17 protein-coding genes are annotated in these 15,894 nt (G+C 40.5%); 4 read left to right on the plus strand and 13 right to left on the minus strand.

What is annotated here, in order from left to right; genetic code table 11:
• Positions 1-93 precede the first annotated feature (93 nt).
• Entirely contained in the window at positions 94-2,241 is a 2,148-nt protein-coding gene (locus FNT16_RS19820; RefSeq protein ID WP_342779175.1) for an FdhF/YdeP family oxidoreductase, read from the plus strand.
• 148 nt (positions 2,242-2,389) lie between these two features.
• On the opposite strand, the gene FNT16_RS19825 is transcribed toward FNT16_RS19820, so the two are convergent.
• Both FNT16_RS19825 and gnd read right to left on the minus strand, forming a co-directional pair.
• Positions 2,390-4,132 carry a polysaccharide lyase family 7 protein gene (locus FNT16_RS19825; RefSeq protein ID WP_143873763.1) on the minus strand — a complete coding sequence of 581 codons (1,743 nt, stop codon included), beginning with the start codon at positions 4,130-4,132 and terminating at the stop codon, positions 2,390-2,392.
• Positions 4,133-4,639: 507 nt separating this feature from the next.
• Positions 4,640-6,040, minus strand: a complete 1,401-nt coding sequence (gene gnd, locus FNT16_RS19830; protein WP_143873765.1) for a decarboxylating NADP(+)-dependent phosphogluconate dehydrogenase — start codon at positions 6,038-6,040, stop codon at positions 4,640-4,642.
• Positions 6,041-6,144: 104 nt separating this feature from the next.
• On the opposite strand from gnd, the gene FNT16_RS19835 reads away from it, so the two are divergent.
• Positions 6,145-7,782 carry an IS1634 family transposase gene (locus FNT16_RS19835; RefSeq protein WP_143873767.1) on the plus strand — a complete coding sequence of 546 codons (1,638 nt, stop codon included), beginning with the start codon at positions 6,145-6,147 and terminating at the stop codon, positions 7,780-7,782.
• Positions 7,783-7,830: 48 nt separating this feature from the next.
• Complete coding sequence (locus tag FNT16_RS20485; RefSeq protein ID WP_185976775.1) at positions 7,831-8,007, plus strand: hypothetical protein; 177 nt, start codon at positions 7,831-7,833, stop codon at positions 8,005-8,007.
• 286 nt (positions 8,008-8,293) lie between these two features.
• Here the strand turns inward: FNT16_RS20485 and FNT16_RS20490 are convergent, their stop codons facing one another.
• From FNT16_RS20490 to FNT16_RS21065, 6 genes are all read right to left on the minus strand, one after another.
• Entirely contained in the window at positions 8,294-8,449 is a 156-nt protein-coding gene (locus FNT16_RS20490; protein ID WP_185976776.1) for a hypothetical protein, read from the minus strand.
• Between the two features lie 123 nt (positions 8,450-8,572).
• A complete protein-coding gene (locus tag FNT16_RS19845) occupies positions 8,573-9,052 on the minus strand; it encodes a hypothetical protein (RefSeq protein WP_143873768.1) in 480 nt (159 codons plus the stop codon).
• The gene (locus FNT16_RS19850; protein WP_143873769.1) at positions 9,040-10,251 is read right to left on the minus strand and encodes a hypothetical protein; all 1,212 of its coding nucleotides are present in this window, start codon (positions 10,249-10,251) and stop codon (positions 9,040-9,042) included. Before FNT16_RS19850 ends, FNT16_RS19845 begins: the two co-directional genes overlap by 13 nt.
• 237 nt (positions 10,252-10,488) lie before the next feature.
• Positions 10,489-10,779, minus strand: coding sequence for a NadS family protein (gene nadS / locus FNT16_RS19855; protein ID WP_143871992.1), 291 nt, complete (start codon positions 10,777-10,779; stop codon positions 10,489-10,491).
• Positions 10,772-11,113: a type II toxin-antitoxin system RelE/ParE family toxin gene (locus FNT16_RS19860; protein ID WP_246072559.1), complete on the minus strand. Its 342-nt coding sequence runs from the start codon at positions 11,111-11,113 to the stop codon at positions 10,772-10,774. The genes nadS and FNT16_RS19860 overlap by 8 nt, the downstream gene beginning before the upstream one ends.
• A gap of 20 nt (positions 11,114-11,133) precedes the next feature.
• Positions 11,134-11,265 carry a hypothetical protein gene (locus FNT16_RS21065; RefSeq protein WP_281281918.1) on the minus strand — a complete coding sequence of 44 codons (132 nt, stop codon included), beginning with the start codon at positions 11,263-11,265 and terminating at the stop codon, positions 11,134-11,136.
• A gap of 18 nt (positions 11,266-11,283) precedes the next feature.
• On the opposite strand from FNT16_RS21065, the gene FNT16_RS20495 reads away from it, so the two are divergent.
• Positions 11,284-11,460 carry a hypothetical protein gene (locus tag FNT16_RS20495; protein WP_185976777.1) on the plus strand — a complete coding sequence of 59 codons (177 nt, stop codon included), beginning with the start codon at positions 11,284-11,286 and terminating at the stop codon, positions 11,458-11,460.
• Positions 11,461-11,750: 290 nt separating this feature from the next.
• On the opposite strand, the gene FNT16_RS19865 is transcribed toward FNT16_RS20495, so the two are convergent.
• The 5 genes from FNT16_RS19865 to FNT16_RS19885 are packed head-to-tail and all read right to left on the minus strand — an operon-like array spanning position 11,751 to position 15,830.
• Complete coding sequence (locus FNT16_RS19865; RefSeq protein ID WP_143873771.1) at positions 11,751-12,323, minus strand: hypothetical protein; 573 nt, start codon at positions 12,321-12,323, stop codon at positions 11,751-11,753.
• Positions 12,323-13,741: a hypothetical protein gene (locus FNT16_RS19870; protein WP_143873773.1), complete on the minus strand. Its 1,419-nt coding sequence runs from the start codon at positions 13,739-13,741 to the stop codon at positions 12,323-12,325. The genes FNT16_RS19865 and FNT16_RS19870 overlap by 1 nt, the downstream gene beginning before the upstream one ends.
• A complete protein-coding gene (locus FNT16_RS19875; RefSeq protein WP_143873775.1) occupies positions 13,738-14,175 on the minus strand; it encodes a hypothetical protein in 438 nt (145 codons plus the stop codon). The genes FNT16_RS19870 and FNT16_RS19875 overlap by 4 nt, the downstream gene beginning before the upstream one ends.
• Positions 14,176-14,186: 11 nt before the next feature.
• Complete coding sequence (locus tag FNT16_RS19880; protein ID WP_185976778.1) at positions 14,187-15,290, minus strand: hypothetical protein; 1,104 nt, start codon at positions 15,288-15,290, stop codon at positions 14,187-14,189.
• Between the two features lie 27 nt (positions 15,291-15,317).
• Entirely contained in the window at positions 15,318-15,830 is a 513-nt protein-coding gene (locus FNT16_RS19885; RefSeq protein WP_143872497.1) for a hypothetical protein, read from the minus strand.
• Between the last annotated feature and the right edge of the window lie 64 nt (positions 15,831-15,894).

Raw genomic sequence — 15,894 nt, forward strand, 5'->3', positions numbered from 1 at the left:
TAAACACTTGTTAAGAAGCAATCGAACCAAAGAAAACATAAAAAATTTGTTGCGGGTGAATCAATCTGATGGCTTTGACTGTCCTGGATGCGCTTGGGGGATAATAAAAATGGTACCTTTCAATTTTGTGAAAACGGCGCTAAAGCGGTTGCTTGGGAGTCGACTGATAAACGAGTGGACGCTGACTTTTTTGCGCAATACAGTGTCAGCCAGTTAATGAAACAAAGTGATTATTGGCTTGAGTATCAGGGCCGTTTAGCGCAGCCAATGCGCTACAACAAAAAAACGGATCACTACGAAGCGCTGAGTTGGCAGCAAGCATTTAGCATTATTGGTAATAAACTAAATGTACTGCAAGATGCCAATCAGGTTGAATTTTATACTTCGGGCCGTGCCAGTAACGAAGCGTCGTATTTATATCAACTATTTGGCCGAATGTTTGGCACTAATAATTTTCCAGATTGTTCTAATATGTGCCATGAAGCCAGTGGGATTGCACTCACTCAAGCAATTGGTATCGGCAAAGGCACGGTTGTGTTGGATGATTTTTACCATGCTGACAGCATTTTTGTTTTTGGCCAGAACCCGGGAACTAATCACCCTAGAATGATGAATGCACTGCGCAAAGCGGCAAGACAAGGTTGTAAAATTGTCACCTTTAACAATTTAAAAGAAGTTGCATTGGAAAAATTTGCCAGCCCGCAAGATCCAAAAGAGCTAATTATCGGCTCAGCGACAACCATCAGTCATTGTTACTTTACGCCTAAACTAGGCGGTGATATGGCAGCGATTAGAGGCATGGTAAAAAGCATAATCGAGCGCAATATAGACGCACTTGATCATGCTTTTATTCAACAACAGACAATTGGATTTAATGCTTACATATTGTCAGTTGAAAATACGACTTGGCGACAAATAGAAGATCAATCTGGCCTTTCTCAGCAACAAATACAACAGGCGTCAGACGTTTTTATACAAAGTAAAAACGTTATATCTTGCTGGGCGATGGGTCTGACCCAACACAAGCATTCTGTTGATACCATCCGCGAAATCGTAAACCTACACTTGTTAACAGGAAATTTAGGGCGCAAAGGCGCAGGATTATGTCCGGTCCGAGGGCACAGTAATGTGCAAGGCAACCGAACTATGGGAATTAATGAAAAACCCACAGCAGCCTTTATCGAGCGTTTAGAGCAATATTTTACCATTGAGTTACCCAAACAATCGGGCCATAACGTGCATGCAGCACTAAAAGCACTATATCAAAAACACAGTAAAGTACTTATTTGTTTGGGTGGTAATTTAGCAGCAGCCGCGCCAGATTCTAACTTTACATTTAAGGCAATTAAAAATGCAGAGCTCAATGTGCAAATTAGCACTAAACTTAACCGCAGCCATTTGTTGGTGAGCGAAGATGCGTTGATCCTGCCTTGCCTTGGCCGCACTGAACTGGATAAACAAAAATCGGGGATACAAAAAATTACAGTTGAAGATACCTTTAGCATGGTGCATGCATCAACTGGCAAAACAACACCGGTTTCTGAGCAGTGTTTATCAGAAGTAGATATAGTGGCGCAAATCGCCAGTTACACACTGGGCAACAAAGCCATTGGAACGAGCCCATATACATGGACTGAGTTGCGAGATGATTATGCCAAAATAAGAACGCTTATTAGCCAGACCGTTGTTGGTTTTACAGATTTTAATAAAAAAATAGAAACGCCATGCGGCTTTCATTTAACCAACTCAGCAGCGCTATTAACCTGGAATACAAACAGCCAAAAAGCAGAATTTAATTGCAGTGATTTACCCAAGTCAATACTGTCTGATAACTTATCGGATGCATTAACTTATACAGATAATACGGTTTTCACGCTACAAAGTTTGCGCTCTCACGATCAATACAACACCACCATTTATGGCATGGATGACAGATATCGAGGAATAAAAGGCGAACGAAAAGTAGTGTTTATTAATCCAGATGATGCGAAACAACTTAATTTATCCGATGCCGACACAGTAGATATTCAATCAATTTGTAACGATGGTGTGAAGCGGGTTGTCAAAGGTTTTAAAGTGGTATTTTACGAGATACCGCGTGGTAATTTAGCCGCTTACTACCCAGAAACCAACCCATTAGTGGCGATAGACAGTTACGGCGAACAATCATTTACGCCCGCGTCAAAATCAATTGCGGTTGTCTTGCAAAAAAGTGCAACGGCTATCGAAGTTGCGACTTGACTTATTCTGATAACTGGATGTTTAAATAGTTTAAGGCCGTGTTGATATTTGCTGTGTGATTTTGCAGCGAGTTGTACGATATGAAAAAAGCCCCGACAATTTAACTTGTCGGGGCTTACGCGTTTGCTAGTTACTAGTTATGTGTATTTTAATTATGTGTATTTTCTAAAGCATAGAAAGTTGCCTGTACATAATCATTGCTGTTTCCGCTGTTGTTTTGATTATATACACCCGCTTTAAAATACATCCAGTCATCAGAATCGTCGTAACCACTGTTGCTCATGTCTACAGTTTCTGTCACCGTTGGTTTTCCGTCGCGCATTATTTTGACGGTTAACGTGTTACCCGTCACGTCGATTTCGTAACTGAATTTTTCGTTTAACGAGATACCATCTGAAGGGTTTGATGCGCTATCACTGCGAGAGCCAATCATTTCATACCATTGTTCGCTATTACCATTACCTGGTTCGTGCGCAAAATAAATTGAACCTTTGCTATTGTTCGGCAGTTTGCGATAGTACAAACGAATCGGCTCATCATTTGCAGCATGGATTTGACCAACAATTACCCGACCTACTTGGCTACTGTTACCTGTTGTCGTGACATAATTTACCGCTAACGTTGCTTTTAATTTGCCATCCACCCCACCAGCAGAATTTTGAGCTGAACTCGGAGCAGAGCTAAACACCCAGTTGTTACCATTAACCCCTTTAGTATCAATTGAGGTATCACCGGCACGCAACATTTCTCTCAATTCAGTGCGGGTATAGCTGGTATTGGTTGAAGTTTTATATCCATCTACCGGACATTTAAATACCATTCCACCATCAGTTGCGGTATAAAAATATTCACTGCTTTCATAGCCTGCATTTAACTCATCTTCTTTGATGCTATCTGCTGTACCACTGTTATCTTCATCGGTTGGTACACTTAAATACCAGCGAGATAAGTCAAAATTTTCTGAAGGCGCTTTGTTTGGGTCTAAATCAGGATCCTTTGGAATTGGGGTCGTTCCATCGCCATATACTTTAACCTCCGTAATATTTGTCCAGCTTGACCCTGCTGTATTGTCAAAGGTTTTAATACGGATTTGTTGAGCTTCGATATCAGTCACATCGTATACTTCGATGTCGTTTGTGGTGCCACTGCTCACATCATCAAAAACTTTAGTCCAGCTTCCACTTGTTCCCGGACGAGCGTAAATTTCAAAAGTATGTGAACGTGAATCACCTTGGCCCCAAGCAACACCAACTTGAGATACCGGACTGGTTTCATTTAATTCAACTGTCAGGTTTACCGGCGAGCCATTGCCTGCCCAGCGTGATGCCCATGCTGTGTTATCGTCAATAACATTAGTTGCAGGATAACTTCCATGACCGCTGCCATCATCAAATGCCGTGTTGATGGCCAATTCGCCGGTCCCATTTTCATCATATAATTCGACTTCTAAGATATCCGTCCACGACGTTCCCGCCGTATTTGAAAAAGTTTTAACCCTTACTTGCTGCGCATCGATATCGGTAATGTCATATACTTCAATGCCTTCTGTTGACCCTGAACTTACATCGTCATAAACTTTCGTCCAACTGCCACTCGTTGCAGCGCGAGCCCAAATTTCAAATTCGTAACTGCGCTCGTCACCTCGTCCCCAAGCAACACCGACCTGAGTAACACGCTGTATTGAATTTAGGTTTAACTGTAAATGAACAGGTGAGCCAGACGCTGCCCAGCGAGAAGACCAATCGGTACTTCCGTCTATTGTATTTGAAGCAGGGTAACTTGAGTGACCGCTTCCCCAATCTTCTGCACTTGAAACATTAAGTGTGCCTGCAAATGCTGTAGATGTAGCAGCAAGAAGCGCAGATGCACCCAACAATTTTGCTATTTTCATTCTTCATTTCCTTTTCAGTTGTGTGTGTAGTGTGATTAGCCACCAAAATCGCCAGACAAATTACATGTAAAAACCCCAACATAGGACTTACACATAGCAATTAAATTAAGCAATATTGGTAATACATCAAGATCAAATCCTACAACATAATTACAATGTTTCAACAGCTTTTTTTATAAATTTATATAAAGCAGTTAGTTTAAAAAAGGGAATAGAATTTTAAAACAGCTTAAGAATCATCCTAACATATTGTTTTAAAAGTATTATAATGAATGAAAATTTAACCAACCCCACTTTAGATGTAATATAAATTTAACCAAAATGAATGACAAAGATGCAATTAAATGTAAAACATACTTAACATATCAAAAATTGAGTAAGGAGGTATGAAGACGATATTTTTGAGGAAGGTTATTTCGTTGGGAATAGTAAAGTAGCCGCTAAAAAAAGCTTCCTTGCTCTCAAGGCTCGTTGCTCGAGCACGACTACAAACAAAAACGGGTAATACTAAACATCGTAGGTGGTAGAGGCTGTGTCTCCTCCGCGCCCTGTCCAATTGGTATTAAAAAACTCGCCTCGCGCTTTATCTTTACGCTCGTATGTATGTGCGCCAAAATAATCTCGCTGCGCTTGCAACAGGTTTGCCGGTAAGTTGGCTGTGCGGTAGCCGTCAAAATAAGTTAACGCTGACGACAAGCATGGAACTGAAATACCATTCACAATGGCAGCAGCGTTGACTTCACGCCAACCGTTTTGAGCAGACATAACAACATCTGAAAAATAGTCGTCTAACAATAGATTGCGCAAATCACTGTCTTTATCAAAAGCCGCTTTAATATTGTCTAAAAAGACTGAGCGAATAATACAACCACCGCGCCACATTAAGGCGATTGCACCGTAATTCAATTGCCAGTTGTATTCAGATGCGGCTTCTCGCATTAACGCAAAACCTTGTGCGTAGGAAACAATTTTTGATGCCAACAAAGCGTCTTTTAAACTATTTAAAAAGGCCTGTTTGTCACCGTTAAATTTAGCTTTAGGGCCGGTTAGTATTTTTGCCGCGTCAACACGCTCTTCTTTTATGGCAGATAAACAACGTGCGAACACCGCCTCACCAATTAGTGTTAATGGCACGCCTAAATGCAGTGCTGTTACACCCGTCCACTTACCAGTGCCTTTTTGCCCAGCCGTATCCAGTATTTTTTCAACCAGTGCTTCACCATTTTCTTTGTAAGCAAAAATATCGGCGGTGATCTCGGTTAAATAGCTACTGAGCTCGGTTGTATTCCAATCATCAAACACGGCTTTAATTTCATCAGCATGCATCCCTAGCAAGTCGCGCATCAATAAGTAGGCTTCGCAAATAAGCTGCATATCACCGTATTCGATACCGTTGTGAACCATTTTAACAAAATGACCCGAGCCACCGTCACCAACCCAATCACAACAAGGCTCATTGAGTTCGCCCTGTTCATCTTCAACTTTTGCAGAAACTGCTTGGAATATCGGTTTAACAGCAGGCCAAGCTTTTTCATCACCACCGGGCATAATTGACGGCCCCAACAATGCGCCTTCTTCGCCACCCGATACGCCGGTTCCAATATACAATAAGCCTTGTTTTGAGAGTGCAGCTGTTCGGCGGTTCGAATCTTCAAACTGGCTATTACCACCGTCAATAATGATATCGCCTTTATCCAAATACGGAACTAAGCGAGATATAAAGTCATCAACAGGCTGGCCTGATTTGACCATTAACATAATTTTTCTGGGTTTTTCTAAAGACTCTACGAGTGCTTGAATTGAATCAGCGCCACGTATTGTTAAGCCTTTCGCTCGCCCTTCTAAAAACCGTTCCACTTTGTCATAACTGCGATTGAAGGCAGTTACGGTAAATCCTTTACTGGCCATATTTAATCAGACATTGATCAGACAAAATTAAAAAATTTTCATTTATTAATTTTCGACAATTTAGTGGATTAGTTTAAAATATCACTTCAACTTTTGAGGTGAATATGAATTTAAAAATCAAACGCTTAGACCATCATGGCATTGTTGCTGGTGTTATTGACGATTTAAATATAGTTGAGCTTATCGATAAATATCTGCCTCAAAATGAAAAGCATGAAATATCCCCTGGTGAAGCTATCAAGGGCATGATTATGAATGGATTAGGTTTTGCTAACCGTCCTTTGTCGTTAACCCCGCAATTCTTTGCAAATTTACCTCTCGAGCATCTATTTCGTGCCGGTGTCACCGCTGAACATTTTAATCGCCATAAGCTGGGACGAACATTAGACCAATGTTTTGATTTTGGTTGTGAAACTTTATTCTCATTAGTATCCCACCAAGCTTGTACGCTTGAAAATATCGACACACAATGGAAGTCACTCGACACAACAAGCCACTCCCTTTCCGGAGAATATGCTTTTGATGAAGTCGATGAAGAAAGTGATGAGGCTGATAATATGATTACCATCACACACGGCTACAGTAAAGCGCATCGACCTGATTTAAAACAAGTTATTCAAGAAATGATAGTCACTCAGGATGGCGGTGTACCTTTAGCATGTAAAAATTGGGATGGTAATAAAGCCGATACTGCCGTGTTTAAAGCAAGGTCAAAGGCTATCGTAGAAAGTTTAAAAAGTAGTGAAATGCCGGGCTACTTGGTTGCCGACAGCAAATTATACCATTCAGATAACGCCGAATTTTTAAGCCAGCTAAAATTTATAACCCGAGTTCCGTCCACTATTAAATTAGAAAAACAAAGCATTAGCGAGGCACTTCAAAGTAATAACTGGCAAGTTATCGATGATAATTACCGCTATGTTGTGAATAACGTCAAGCATCTTGATATTCAACAGCGTTGGATGGTTATCTATTCACAAGCGGCGCAGTCACGCGCTGAAAAAACAATTTCGAAACAGGTTCAACGCGCAAAGATTGAATTAGAAAAAGCCCTATTTCATTTACAAGCTCAACGGTTTGCTTGTGAAGAAGATGCAAAGCGTAGCCTGAATAAAATCGCTAAAAAAGCCAAATATCATCAAATAAAAACCCCCGAATTAAAAGCGTATACGGTTTACGAAGGCAAAGGTCGTCCACTCAAAAATGCCATAATCAAACAGATAGATTGGCAAATTAGCGCTCATTTTGAAGAAAAGCCAGACGTAATATTGTCTGCGATAGAGCAAAAATCTTGCTTTGTGCTCACGACTAATATTGAAGAAAATGAATTACCGGCAGAGTCTATTTTAAGACGTTACAAAAAACAATCCGTTGTTGAGCAAGGGTTTAGGTTTTTAAAGGACCCGTTATTTTTTGTCTCTTCACTGTTTATTAAAAAACCAAGTCGGATTGATTCACTGCTAATGATAATGACATTATCATTACTCGTGTATTCAATTGCTCAAAGAAGGCTGCGAACAAGGATGGTAAAGTCGAGCATCACTATCCCAAATCAAATTAAGAAAGAAATCGCCACACCCACATTGAGGTGGGTGTTCCAATGTTTCGAAGGGATCAATTTAATTGAATATGAAACAACAAACGTAATACTCATCGAAGGCTTGAGCGAATTGAGGGAGAAGATCATCCGGCTAATAGGCGGAAAATCGATAGATTTGTATAAAATCAAAAAAGTTGCCTGAGGATCTGATCAATGTCTGTTTAATACTCACTTGTGTATAAATTTCTGTGTGAGTATTGATTCTTTGGTGTTTGAGCAAACCGAGCGTGGGCCAGATGATGAATTAAAATTACAGTTTGAGGCCATCAGCCGTTTTGATGCTGACGAGAAAAAGGTGATTAAAGCCTTGCTCGAAGGCATGATTTTAAAGCATGAGGCTAAGCGCATTGCGCATTTTAGCGGCTAAGAGGAGCCGCTAAGGTAGAAACTTGATTAGTAAACAACGAGCTATCAAGTACATTGATAATTCACATAGCACCGCGCTGCTACAATACCCAGCTGTTGCAGTTTGCCGCGAATGTCTGCCCCTGCTTGGCGATTTTTTTGTGGAAGGCGATAACCGAGCGTGCGATTGGCTAAGCCGAGTTTAAAGGTGTCGATAAGCTCTGGGTGGTCTAGCCCGCGCTGTTGTAAGTACTCTAATGCTTCGGGCGATTGTTTGAGGGTTTCGTGGTAATAATCGACTACTAGTTTTAGGGTAACTTGTTAAAAACAAGAGACGTAAGTCTGTATGCAGCACCATATGCAAAACCACCCACAACATAACCAGAATATTTTAAAACAGAGTGAGTGGCATTTACGAAACTGTATGGCAGCACACCATTTGCGCCAGTCATTGAGTATTTCATTGAGTCTGTCCACGTGGATTTATCACCGACATCCCAACTATTTGTAGGCCTATCAAGATCAACTCTACGCATTCTACTTTAATAAATAGCTTGGCGCTCAGCAGAACTAAAGACGTGACCCCGTTAATTCTTCGACTGCAATGCTATTATTCCAGAAAAAACTATAATTGCAGTAGATATAGCATATGTAAGTACCCATAAAAATGATAACAAAGCTTTGTCTTGCGGTGATTTTAGCACTGATAACTTCATGATCAAACTTGGCAAACGATATCCTTTGTCGTAATAGTATGAACATTTATTAACAATAGACTGCTCCGTAAAGCCTAAAGAACAAAAAATTCTGAAAATAGAGTCCCAGAACAATATTGCCCCAAAAACATATAAAATCCAATGTTCGTTCTCTATGAAAGGTATAAATACAATTAAAGGTGCACCTTTGGCAATTCCAGAAATATTTAACTGCATCGGCTGATAAAACCAGTAATGATCTAGAGCCAATCTCCAGTCTTTACTTGTTTCGTGAACGTACCAAACCATTAGGTATACACTCATACAATAATATGCCATGAAAGATTCAAAAAACGATTTTAATTTGTCCAATCGATCATCCTCTCAGCAAATTCTTCAAGGTTTGTATATGGAACATTAAATGCGTCAAGAGTTCGGACAGTTAGATACGCAGCACCGACACCTAGTGCCGCTAATGGAGCTGCAGGAGCCAATGCCACCAAGCCAAAAGTGGCTACGGTATCAGTTACCGCCCAGCCTGTAGTGTTTGCAGCCCTCACAAAACCTTTGGGATCTCCAGAAACCCCAGACGCAACATCAGTTAAAACGCCTGCTGTAGTAACCACAGCTCCAAGCCCAGGAGTTTTTGATAAAGCTTTTCTAGTCAAATCAGTAGCAACTCCACCAATATCGATTACGGCTTGTGGTCTAGCATGTGCAACACCAAATGTATCAGAGCCAAATTTCAAATTGCGGCCAAACTCTACATCGATTGATTCATACATAGGTATCCCAGGGAGTCGAGTCACATTTGCAGGTTTTGTTAAAGTAATATTTAAGCGACCAAAGTCAATTTTTGAAAAATTTTCGCCCGCCCAAATCTGCGTACCCGAAGCTATATTGTTGAGAATACTTGTTATTTTATTGGCTGGATCAATTGTATTCGTTTTAAAGCCATTAATATGTTCTATTGCTGCCTTTTCACTCGCCAAATAATCCAAAGACCATGGTCCAGGAGTGCCGCCGTAATTTGTTACTGGACGTAAAACCTTATTGCCACTAGAAATAATCACTTCTGTTGAACCGCCAGCTCCACCCAATTCACGGAATTTACGCTGAGTTTCTTCATACACGACATTTTTTTGATGTCCATAGGTTGAAGCTTGCATACTATACAAATCATCGGCTAAAGCTGTATTTCTGGTTACTGCATTCTCTCGATAAGTCGCTGCTTTCTGTTCTCTAGCTACTTGTTTAGCTTCTTCTTTTGCATTGAATTCGTCAGTTTGCTGCTGCGTTTTTTCTGCTAGCTTTTGTGTGGCTTTTTCGTCAAGCTCAGCTGAAGTTTTAGCCGCTATTTCATTAACAGTTTTATTCAATTTATCGTTCACGGATTTCTCAAGTTTCGATAAATCAATTTTTGGATCTGGTGTTTTTGGTGCTGACTTCATCCCCTCAACAACACTATTCCCCAACGCATTGACAAAAGTAATCACCCCGCCATGCAGTCCTACGCATAGAGGCATTTTCCCTTTTATTTTCAGGTTGTTGTGAGCGGATATCTGGTTCATTCGTGCAGTATCTTACTTTTTTGCCCTAGATGCACTTTTTTTCTTAGTGGCGGGTAAATGGCTGGGTTGGCCGCTAGGCCAACATAGCCATTTAGCCGTCTATTGCCCCTTGGGGTTGGGGGTTATAAATTGCAGGAACTTGCGACTGGAGGTGCAGGGTTTGGTAAATAAATCACTTTAAGGTGAGCAAGCTGCCTTTTTGTTTCTCTGTGCTTGCCGACAATGTTGGTGTTTCAATTATCCATGCAATGCTTTTAGTGCATATTGTGGATCAGCATCCAGTATTTTCAGTAAGGCTCTTGCTGGCCCTGTTGGGTGCCTGCGACCTTGTTCCCAGTTTTCTAGTGTTCGTTTGCTAACGCCTACTATGTCTGCAAAGCGGCTTTGGCTTAAACCTGTTTTCGCTCTAATGGCTTTAACTTCAGGCTCTGCAAACACGGTTACACGTGATGGTTTAGCTTTACCTTTCATTATATCGCCAGCTTGCTCCATGCTCTGCACGAGTTCTTTAAACATTTCATCATTCATGTGTCCACCCCTCTACTATCTGTTTCATAACTTTTAATTGGGCATCGGTTAAATTTTCTTGTGTACTTTTTGGGTACGCGTACAGCATGTATATCTGCTCATCTTCTGTCATCCAGTAATAGATAACACGCACTCCTCCACTTTTTCCTCGACCTTCGAGTGTCCAGCGGATTTTTCTGATCCCGTTGCTGTTTTTTATTATCGCCCCTTTATCTGGCCTAGTGATTAGGGCTTCTTGTAAGTCTTTGTATTCACCACCTGTCATTAAGGTTTTTATGATTTTGGTGAATACGACTGTTTCTATTATAATCGTATTGCCTTCATAATACGCCAATGGCGTATTTATTCAACTTGTTATTCATCGTTAATTTCATCTTCTTCATTCTCTAATATTTCCCATAAATCCGCCAGTACCCTTTGTTGCTGCGCCTTGGCTTTTGCGGGGTGGGTTTGTTGGTGGAATTCTTTGAGTTTTTTGATACTCACTTGTGTATAAATTTCTGTGTGAGTATTGATTCTTTGGTGTTTGAGCAAACCGAGCGTGGGCCTGATGATGAATTAAAATTACAGTTTGAGGCCATCAGCCGTTTTGACGCTGACGAGAAAAAGGTGATTAAAGCTTTGCTCGAAGGCATGATTTTAAAACATGAGGCTAAGCGTATTGCGCAATTTAGCGGCTAAGTGATAGCCGCTAAGAGAGGAAGTTTGAGTGGTCAATCATTTAAAACTGGCATGCCCCCAGTTTTAATAAATTAATTCAACAGGTTTAGTGATTTTAAGAAGCAGTAAGAACGCTTGTTTTACCGTTAGTTGCACCCATTTATTGTATTTAATTTCAATAAGTTAGTATTAAATGCAGAAGCTGCATAGGGTATGATAATTATTCAGTTCTAAAATCGAAGATTTTTAGGGGGAATAAAATAGGAAAGCCGCTGCAAGCAACGGCTTTGAATAAAAAGTATATTTAAAGATTACTTAATTTTCACTGCGACATTTTTATTTTCTTTAGGATAAAAAATAAACTTTGGTTTTGGCAGCAATTCAGCAGCTCCTCCAGCTAGTTTATCAACTTCATAAACAGGTAGCGGGGCATCAGTACCGTCTATATTTCGATCAAATAACCGTTTATACAACCCTGTATAATCATCAACTCGCTGAGTAATCTTATATTCTTTACCATCTGTAAAATTAATTTGAAAACCTGGTGTGGCTGCTCCATATACGCTAGGATTCAATTCCAATAATTGAACACTTTGCACCTCTTCCCATTGATACTGGTAACCAGTTGGTAAAGTAATCCCATCTTCACTCAGTGTTATCCAAACTGCCCCTCCTTCGAGGTAACGCTTAAATGATAAGGCAAGATAAAATACTAAAATACCAATCGGAACTAACACTGACTCAGATAAACCATCTCTAAATAACAGATAAACAGTTAGGCCAAGTAAAAACGCTATATACCAGCAACCATCAAGCATTGCATTTAACAACGGCATCCGCGCCAATTTAAATTCAACCTTATTGATTAAACGATTATTGTGCATTATTTGTTAAACCAATCTTTAAAGTGGTTACCGCTATAATTTCCCAAGAATGAGTCAATCGAGCTGTCGTATAAAGACCGAGTTGAAGTAGGTAACACCACAGGCATATTTCTAAACACCTTAGAAAACCCTAAACCTGCAACACCGCCAACAACAGAAGAAACTAAAATATCATGAGTTGAGAAGCTTTCTTGACTTAAAACTTCTGTTACTCCACTTCCAACAGCACCACCAACAAATCCTCTAGCGCCAGAAACCACTTTTTGTGCAGCTCCATAGCCAGCAACGCCACCAATAAACCCGTTAGCAAATGCTCCTAAAACATTAGCTTCAGAGCCTTTAAAAGCATATTCTGCAATACCGTTTGTAAACCCATTTATCGCACCAGATTGCATTGCCCCCTGGAATCCTGTAGAACCCGCGATCCTGCCTAAAGTAGAATTTAAAGTTCCAGCAAAGCCTGTATATTCAACTCGCCCTAAATGAACAGCCGAGCGAGCGCCCATTTCAAACCCTAAGTTAGTTACAGGGCGAACTTGTCGTAAAGCGCTTTGCCCATAAGCAGAGGCACGTAAAGCTACGTCATCAGCAATTTGCATGCTCGCACGCCCCATTGAGACAAAACCACGCCCAATTGTTGGTAACGCTGCTCTCGTTAACGATGCCAGTCCAATACCTAAACCCACACCAAGACCTAACCCACCAATTACCATTGCAGCTTTATTTGCGTAGCCTAGACCAGTATGAACAGTCGTCACAAAATCATCTGACAGCACACCATTTGCGCCAGTCATAGAGTATTTCATTGAGTCTGTCCACGTGGATGTATCACCGACATCCCAGCTATTTGTAGGCCTACCAAGATCAACTCTACGCATTCTACTTTCATAAATAGCTTGGCGCTCTGCGGAACTAATTGCTAAGGCATTCTGCTGAGTGTCAATTCTGTGGTGGTACATCATTGAGCTAATCCCCAATGCCGAACCACTTGTCGATAAGTCGTTACCAGCCCAATTTAAGAAGGAACTATGGATCTGCTTCGCAGTATCAAACGTGCCGTCAATTCGACCTCGGAATATATCGCTCATAGCATTACCATCTTTGTATCGGGTAAAATGAACGTTTCCGTCTTTGTCGTAAGCACCGTGAATACCACTAAATCCACGCTTACCGCTTCCGCCTGATGAGCCAGTATCATTTGATATATCCTCAAATGATACACCTTCGTTTTCATAAACTTTTTGAATGGCTAATTTCTTAGTCGTGTCGTCTGCGTCACTATTTTGGATTTGTTCAATTTTTGCTGCAGCTTTACTACTGCCATCCCCTTTCATCCCCTCAACAATGCTATTACCCAACGCATTGCCAAAAGCATTTTGAGATACTGTTCCTAGCCAACCATCAACAATTCGCATCATTTATATATTGCTAAAATACAATCGGAACCGGACTCTCTTATCATAACAATCTTATAAAAAACATCTTGTTCTAATTGCAATGCACCATCAATGCAGGATGTACTATAAGGCTGGTGTTTTAATATCTCACCTGTTTGAAAATAATATAACGTCGACCGCTCCACGTGTTCCAACCGATCAATTTTTCCTTCAACTACACCTGAATTTATATCCTGAAGGTGATAAGCGAAATAAAACCTAAACCTAGAAATATTGGGAATAATTGCGTAGATAAAAATGAGCAAACCAACACCGATTACTTGCCATACACTAATAGAATCAACTAAGACTGACAGTTTCTTATAGAAACGGATCCACAGGAATATTGAGAAGCCAACTACAAGTGTCGGCTGCCCCCAAAAAGCGAATAATGATATTTCTTCAACTAAATTCATTGCCCTTCATCTCACTTAAAAAAGAATACATTTAGCATCCCATAAGCTGCGCGAGAAAATTCAGGATAGTTTGTATATCGTTGCTGCCCAATAGCTTTGGCTGTCTCTGATGATTTAATAGCTTCTACTGGTAACCCTTTGTATTCACTTGGTGTTGGGCTAAATCGCTCAAGGGCTTTATCAAAAATATTGAAATCTTGACTTACACCATACCCCTCAATCCTAAACTCTGGTTTTCCGCCATTGTCTAAAGTCCAGCCATCTTCAACAAAAGCACCAAAATCGCGCCCTTTAAATTTTGAATTTGTAAAATCACTTATATTTGCCGAATAAATCGTAGACACTGACTCACCCGACCCTAGTTGAGCAGAATTTGCCCCATAACCTTTTACAATACCCACGGAATGAGATAAGTAAGGACCTAACTCAGTTGTAACACCTCCTTCATAGCCCCAAGCAAATGTTAGACCACCTTGATTATCAAAAGTTACAGACAATCCTATTGACCCAGTCATGAAAGCGCCGTTTATATCAATACTTGTTTCAAGCTCAATCGCATTTGTTTGTCCATAATCTAACGCGTACCTCATAAACCGATTTGAGTTCCATTTGGCTGTCGCCGCATCTGCTTGCAAGGTTTTCCAATCATATTCAGTCGCAAAATCACCACCGATAGCGGAGGTTTGACGACCTTTCATATAAGCTGAGCCACCACGATTTATACCATTTTGATAAGACTGCTCTAGTTGGTTTTCCATTTCAGTGCGGTATTGAGCGTATTGTTTATCATACGCTTTGAAATCAGCATCAATACGCTGCCTTTCAGCTACAGTTTTTTCTCGTTGGATCGCGGCTTTCTCTTGTCTCGCGACCTGCTTAGCTTCTTCTTTTGCATTGAATTCATCAGTTCGCTGTTGAGATTTTTCAGTCGTCTTTTGACTATTATCTTTTTCAAAGCCAGCAATCTGCTTTTCCCACATTTCTTCAGGCAACTTCGACAGATTATCTTCGATTGCTGATAAATCAGGCGAGAACCCTTTACTTAATTTTTCTTGTTGAGCTAACAATTCAGCCTTGGATAGCCCTTTCATCCCCTCAACAATGCTATTCCCCAACGCATTGCCAAAGGCATTTAATTGACATCAAACCGGCTTTAGTTTTTCTTTTTTGATTATGTCTTTTTCTGGGTAGTAAACAGAGTCACATAAAAAATCCCACGCACCATTTTCCCCTTCCACTGTTGTGTCATACAAATAAAGTGCTTTTTCCGTCCCCGGTATTTTACGCAAATAAAGTTGTCTATATAACTCGGTGTAACCTTCTATTGTCTGTTGAACCTTATATGTTTTTCCATCTGTAAAATGAATAATGTAACCAGGGAAAAATGAATGATAGGCTCGAGATTCTTGATATGGTTCCTGCTTAACCATTTTCACTTCTTCCCAAGAGTGCTCCCCATTTTTGAGCACATCTATACCCGATTTTGATAGCGTAATTTTTTGTTTTTTTACGTGTCGATAACTACTCCACGCGGTCCACCACATTAAAAGTGCAAAAAAAGCACTTAAAGCATCAAATTCCCATTCATTTTCAATACTAAGCGAGTAAATCATCAATCCTGTGGTTGAGGCTATTGCAATCAAATTACGATTCACAAAATGCCAGAACGACTTAGGCTGGCACCTGTAGGTTTTCTCGAGCAATTGCTTGGTGGGTCGA

The sequence above is a fragment of the Catenovulum sediminis genome (genome assembly GCF_007289895.1).
Taxonomy (GTDB): domain Bacteria; phylum Pseudomonadota; class Gammaproteobacteria; order Enterobacterales; family Alteromonadaceae; genus Catenovulum; species Catenovulum sediminis.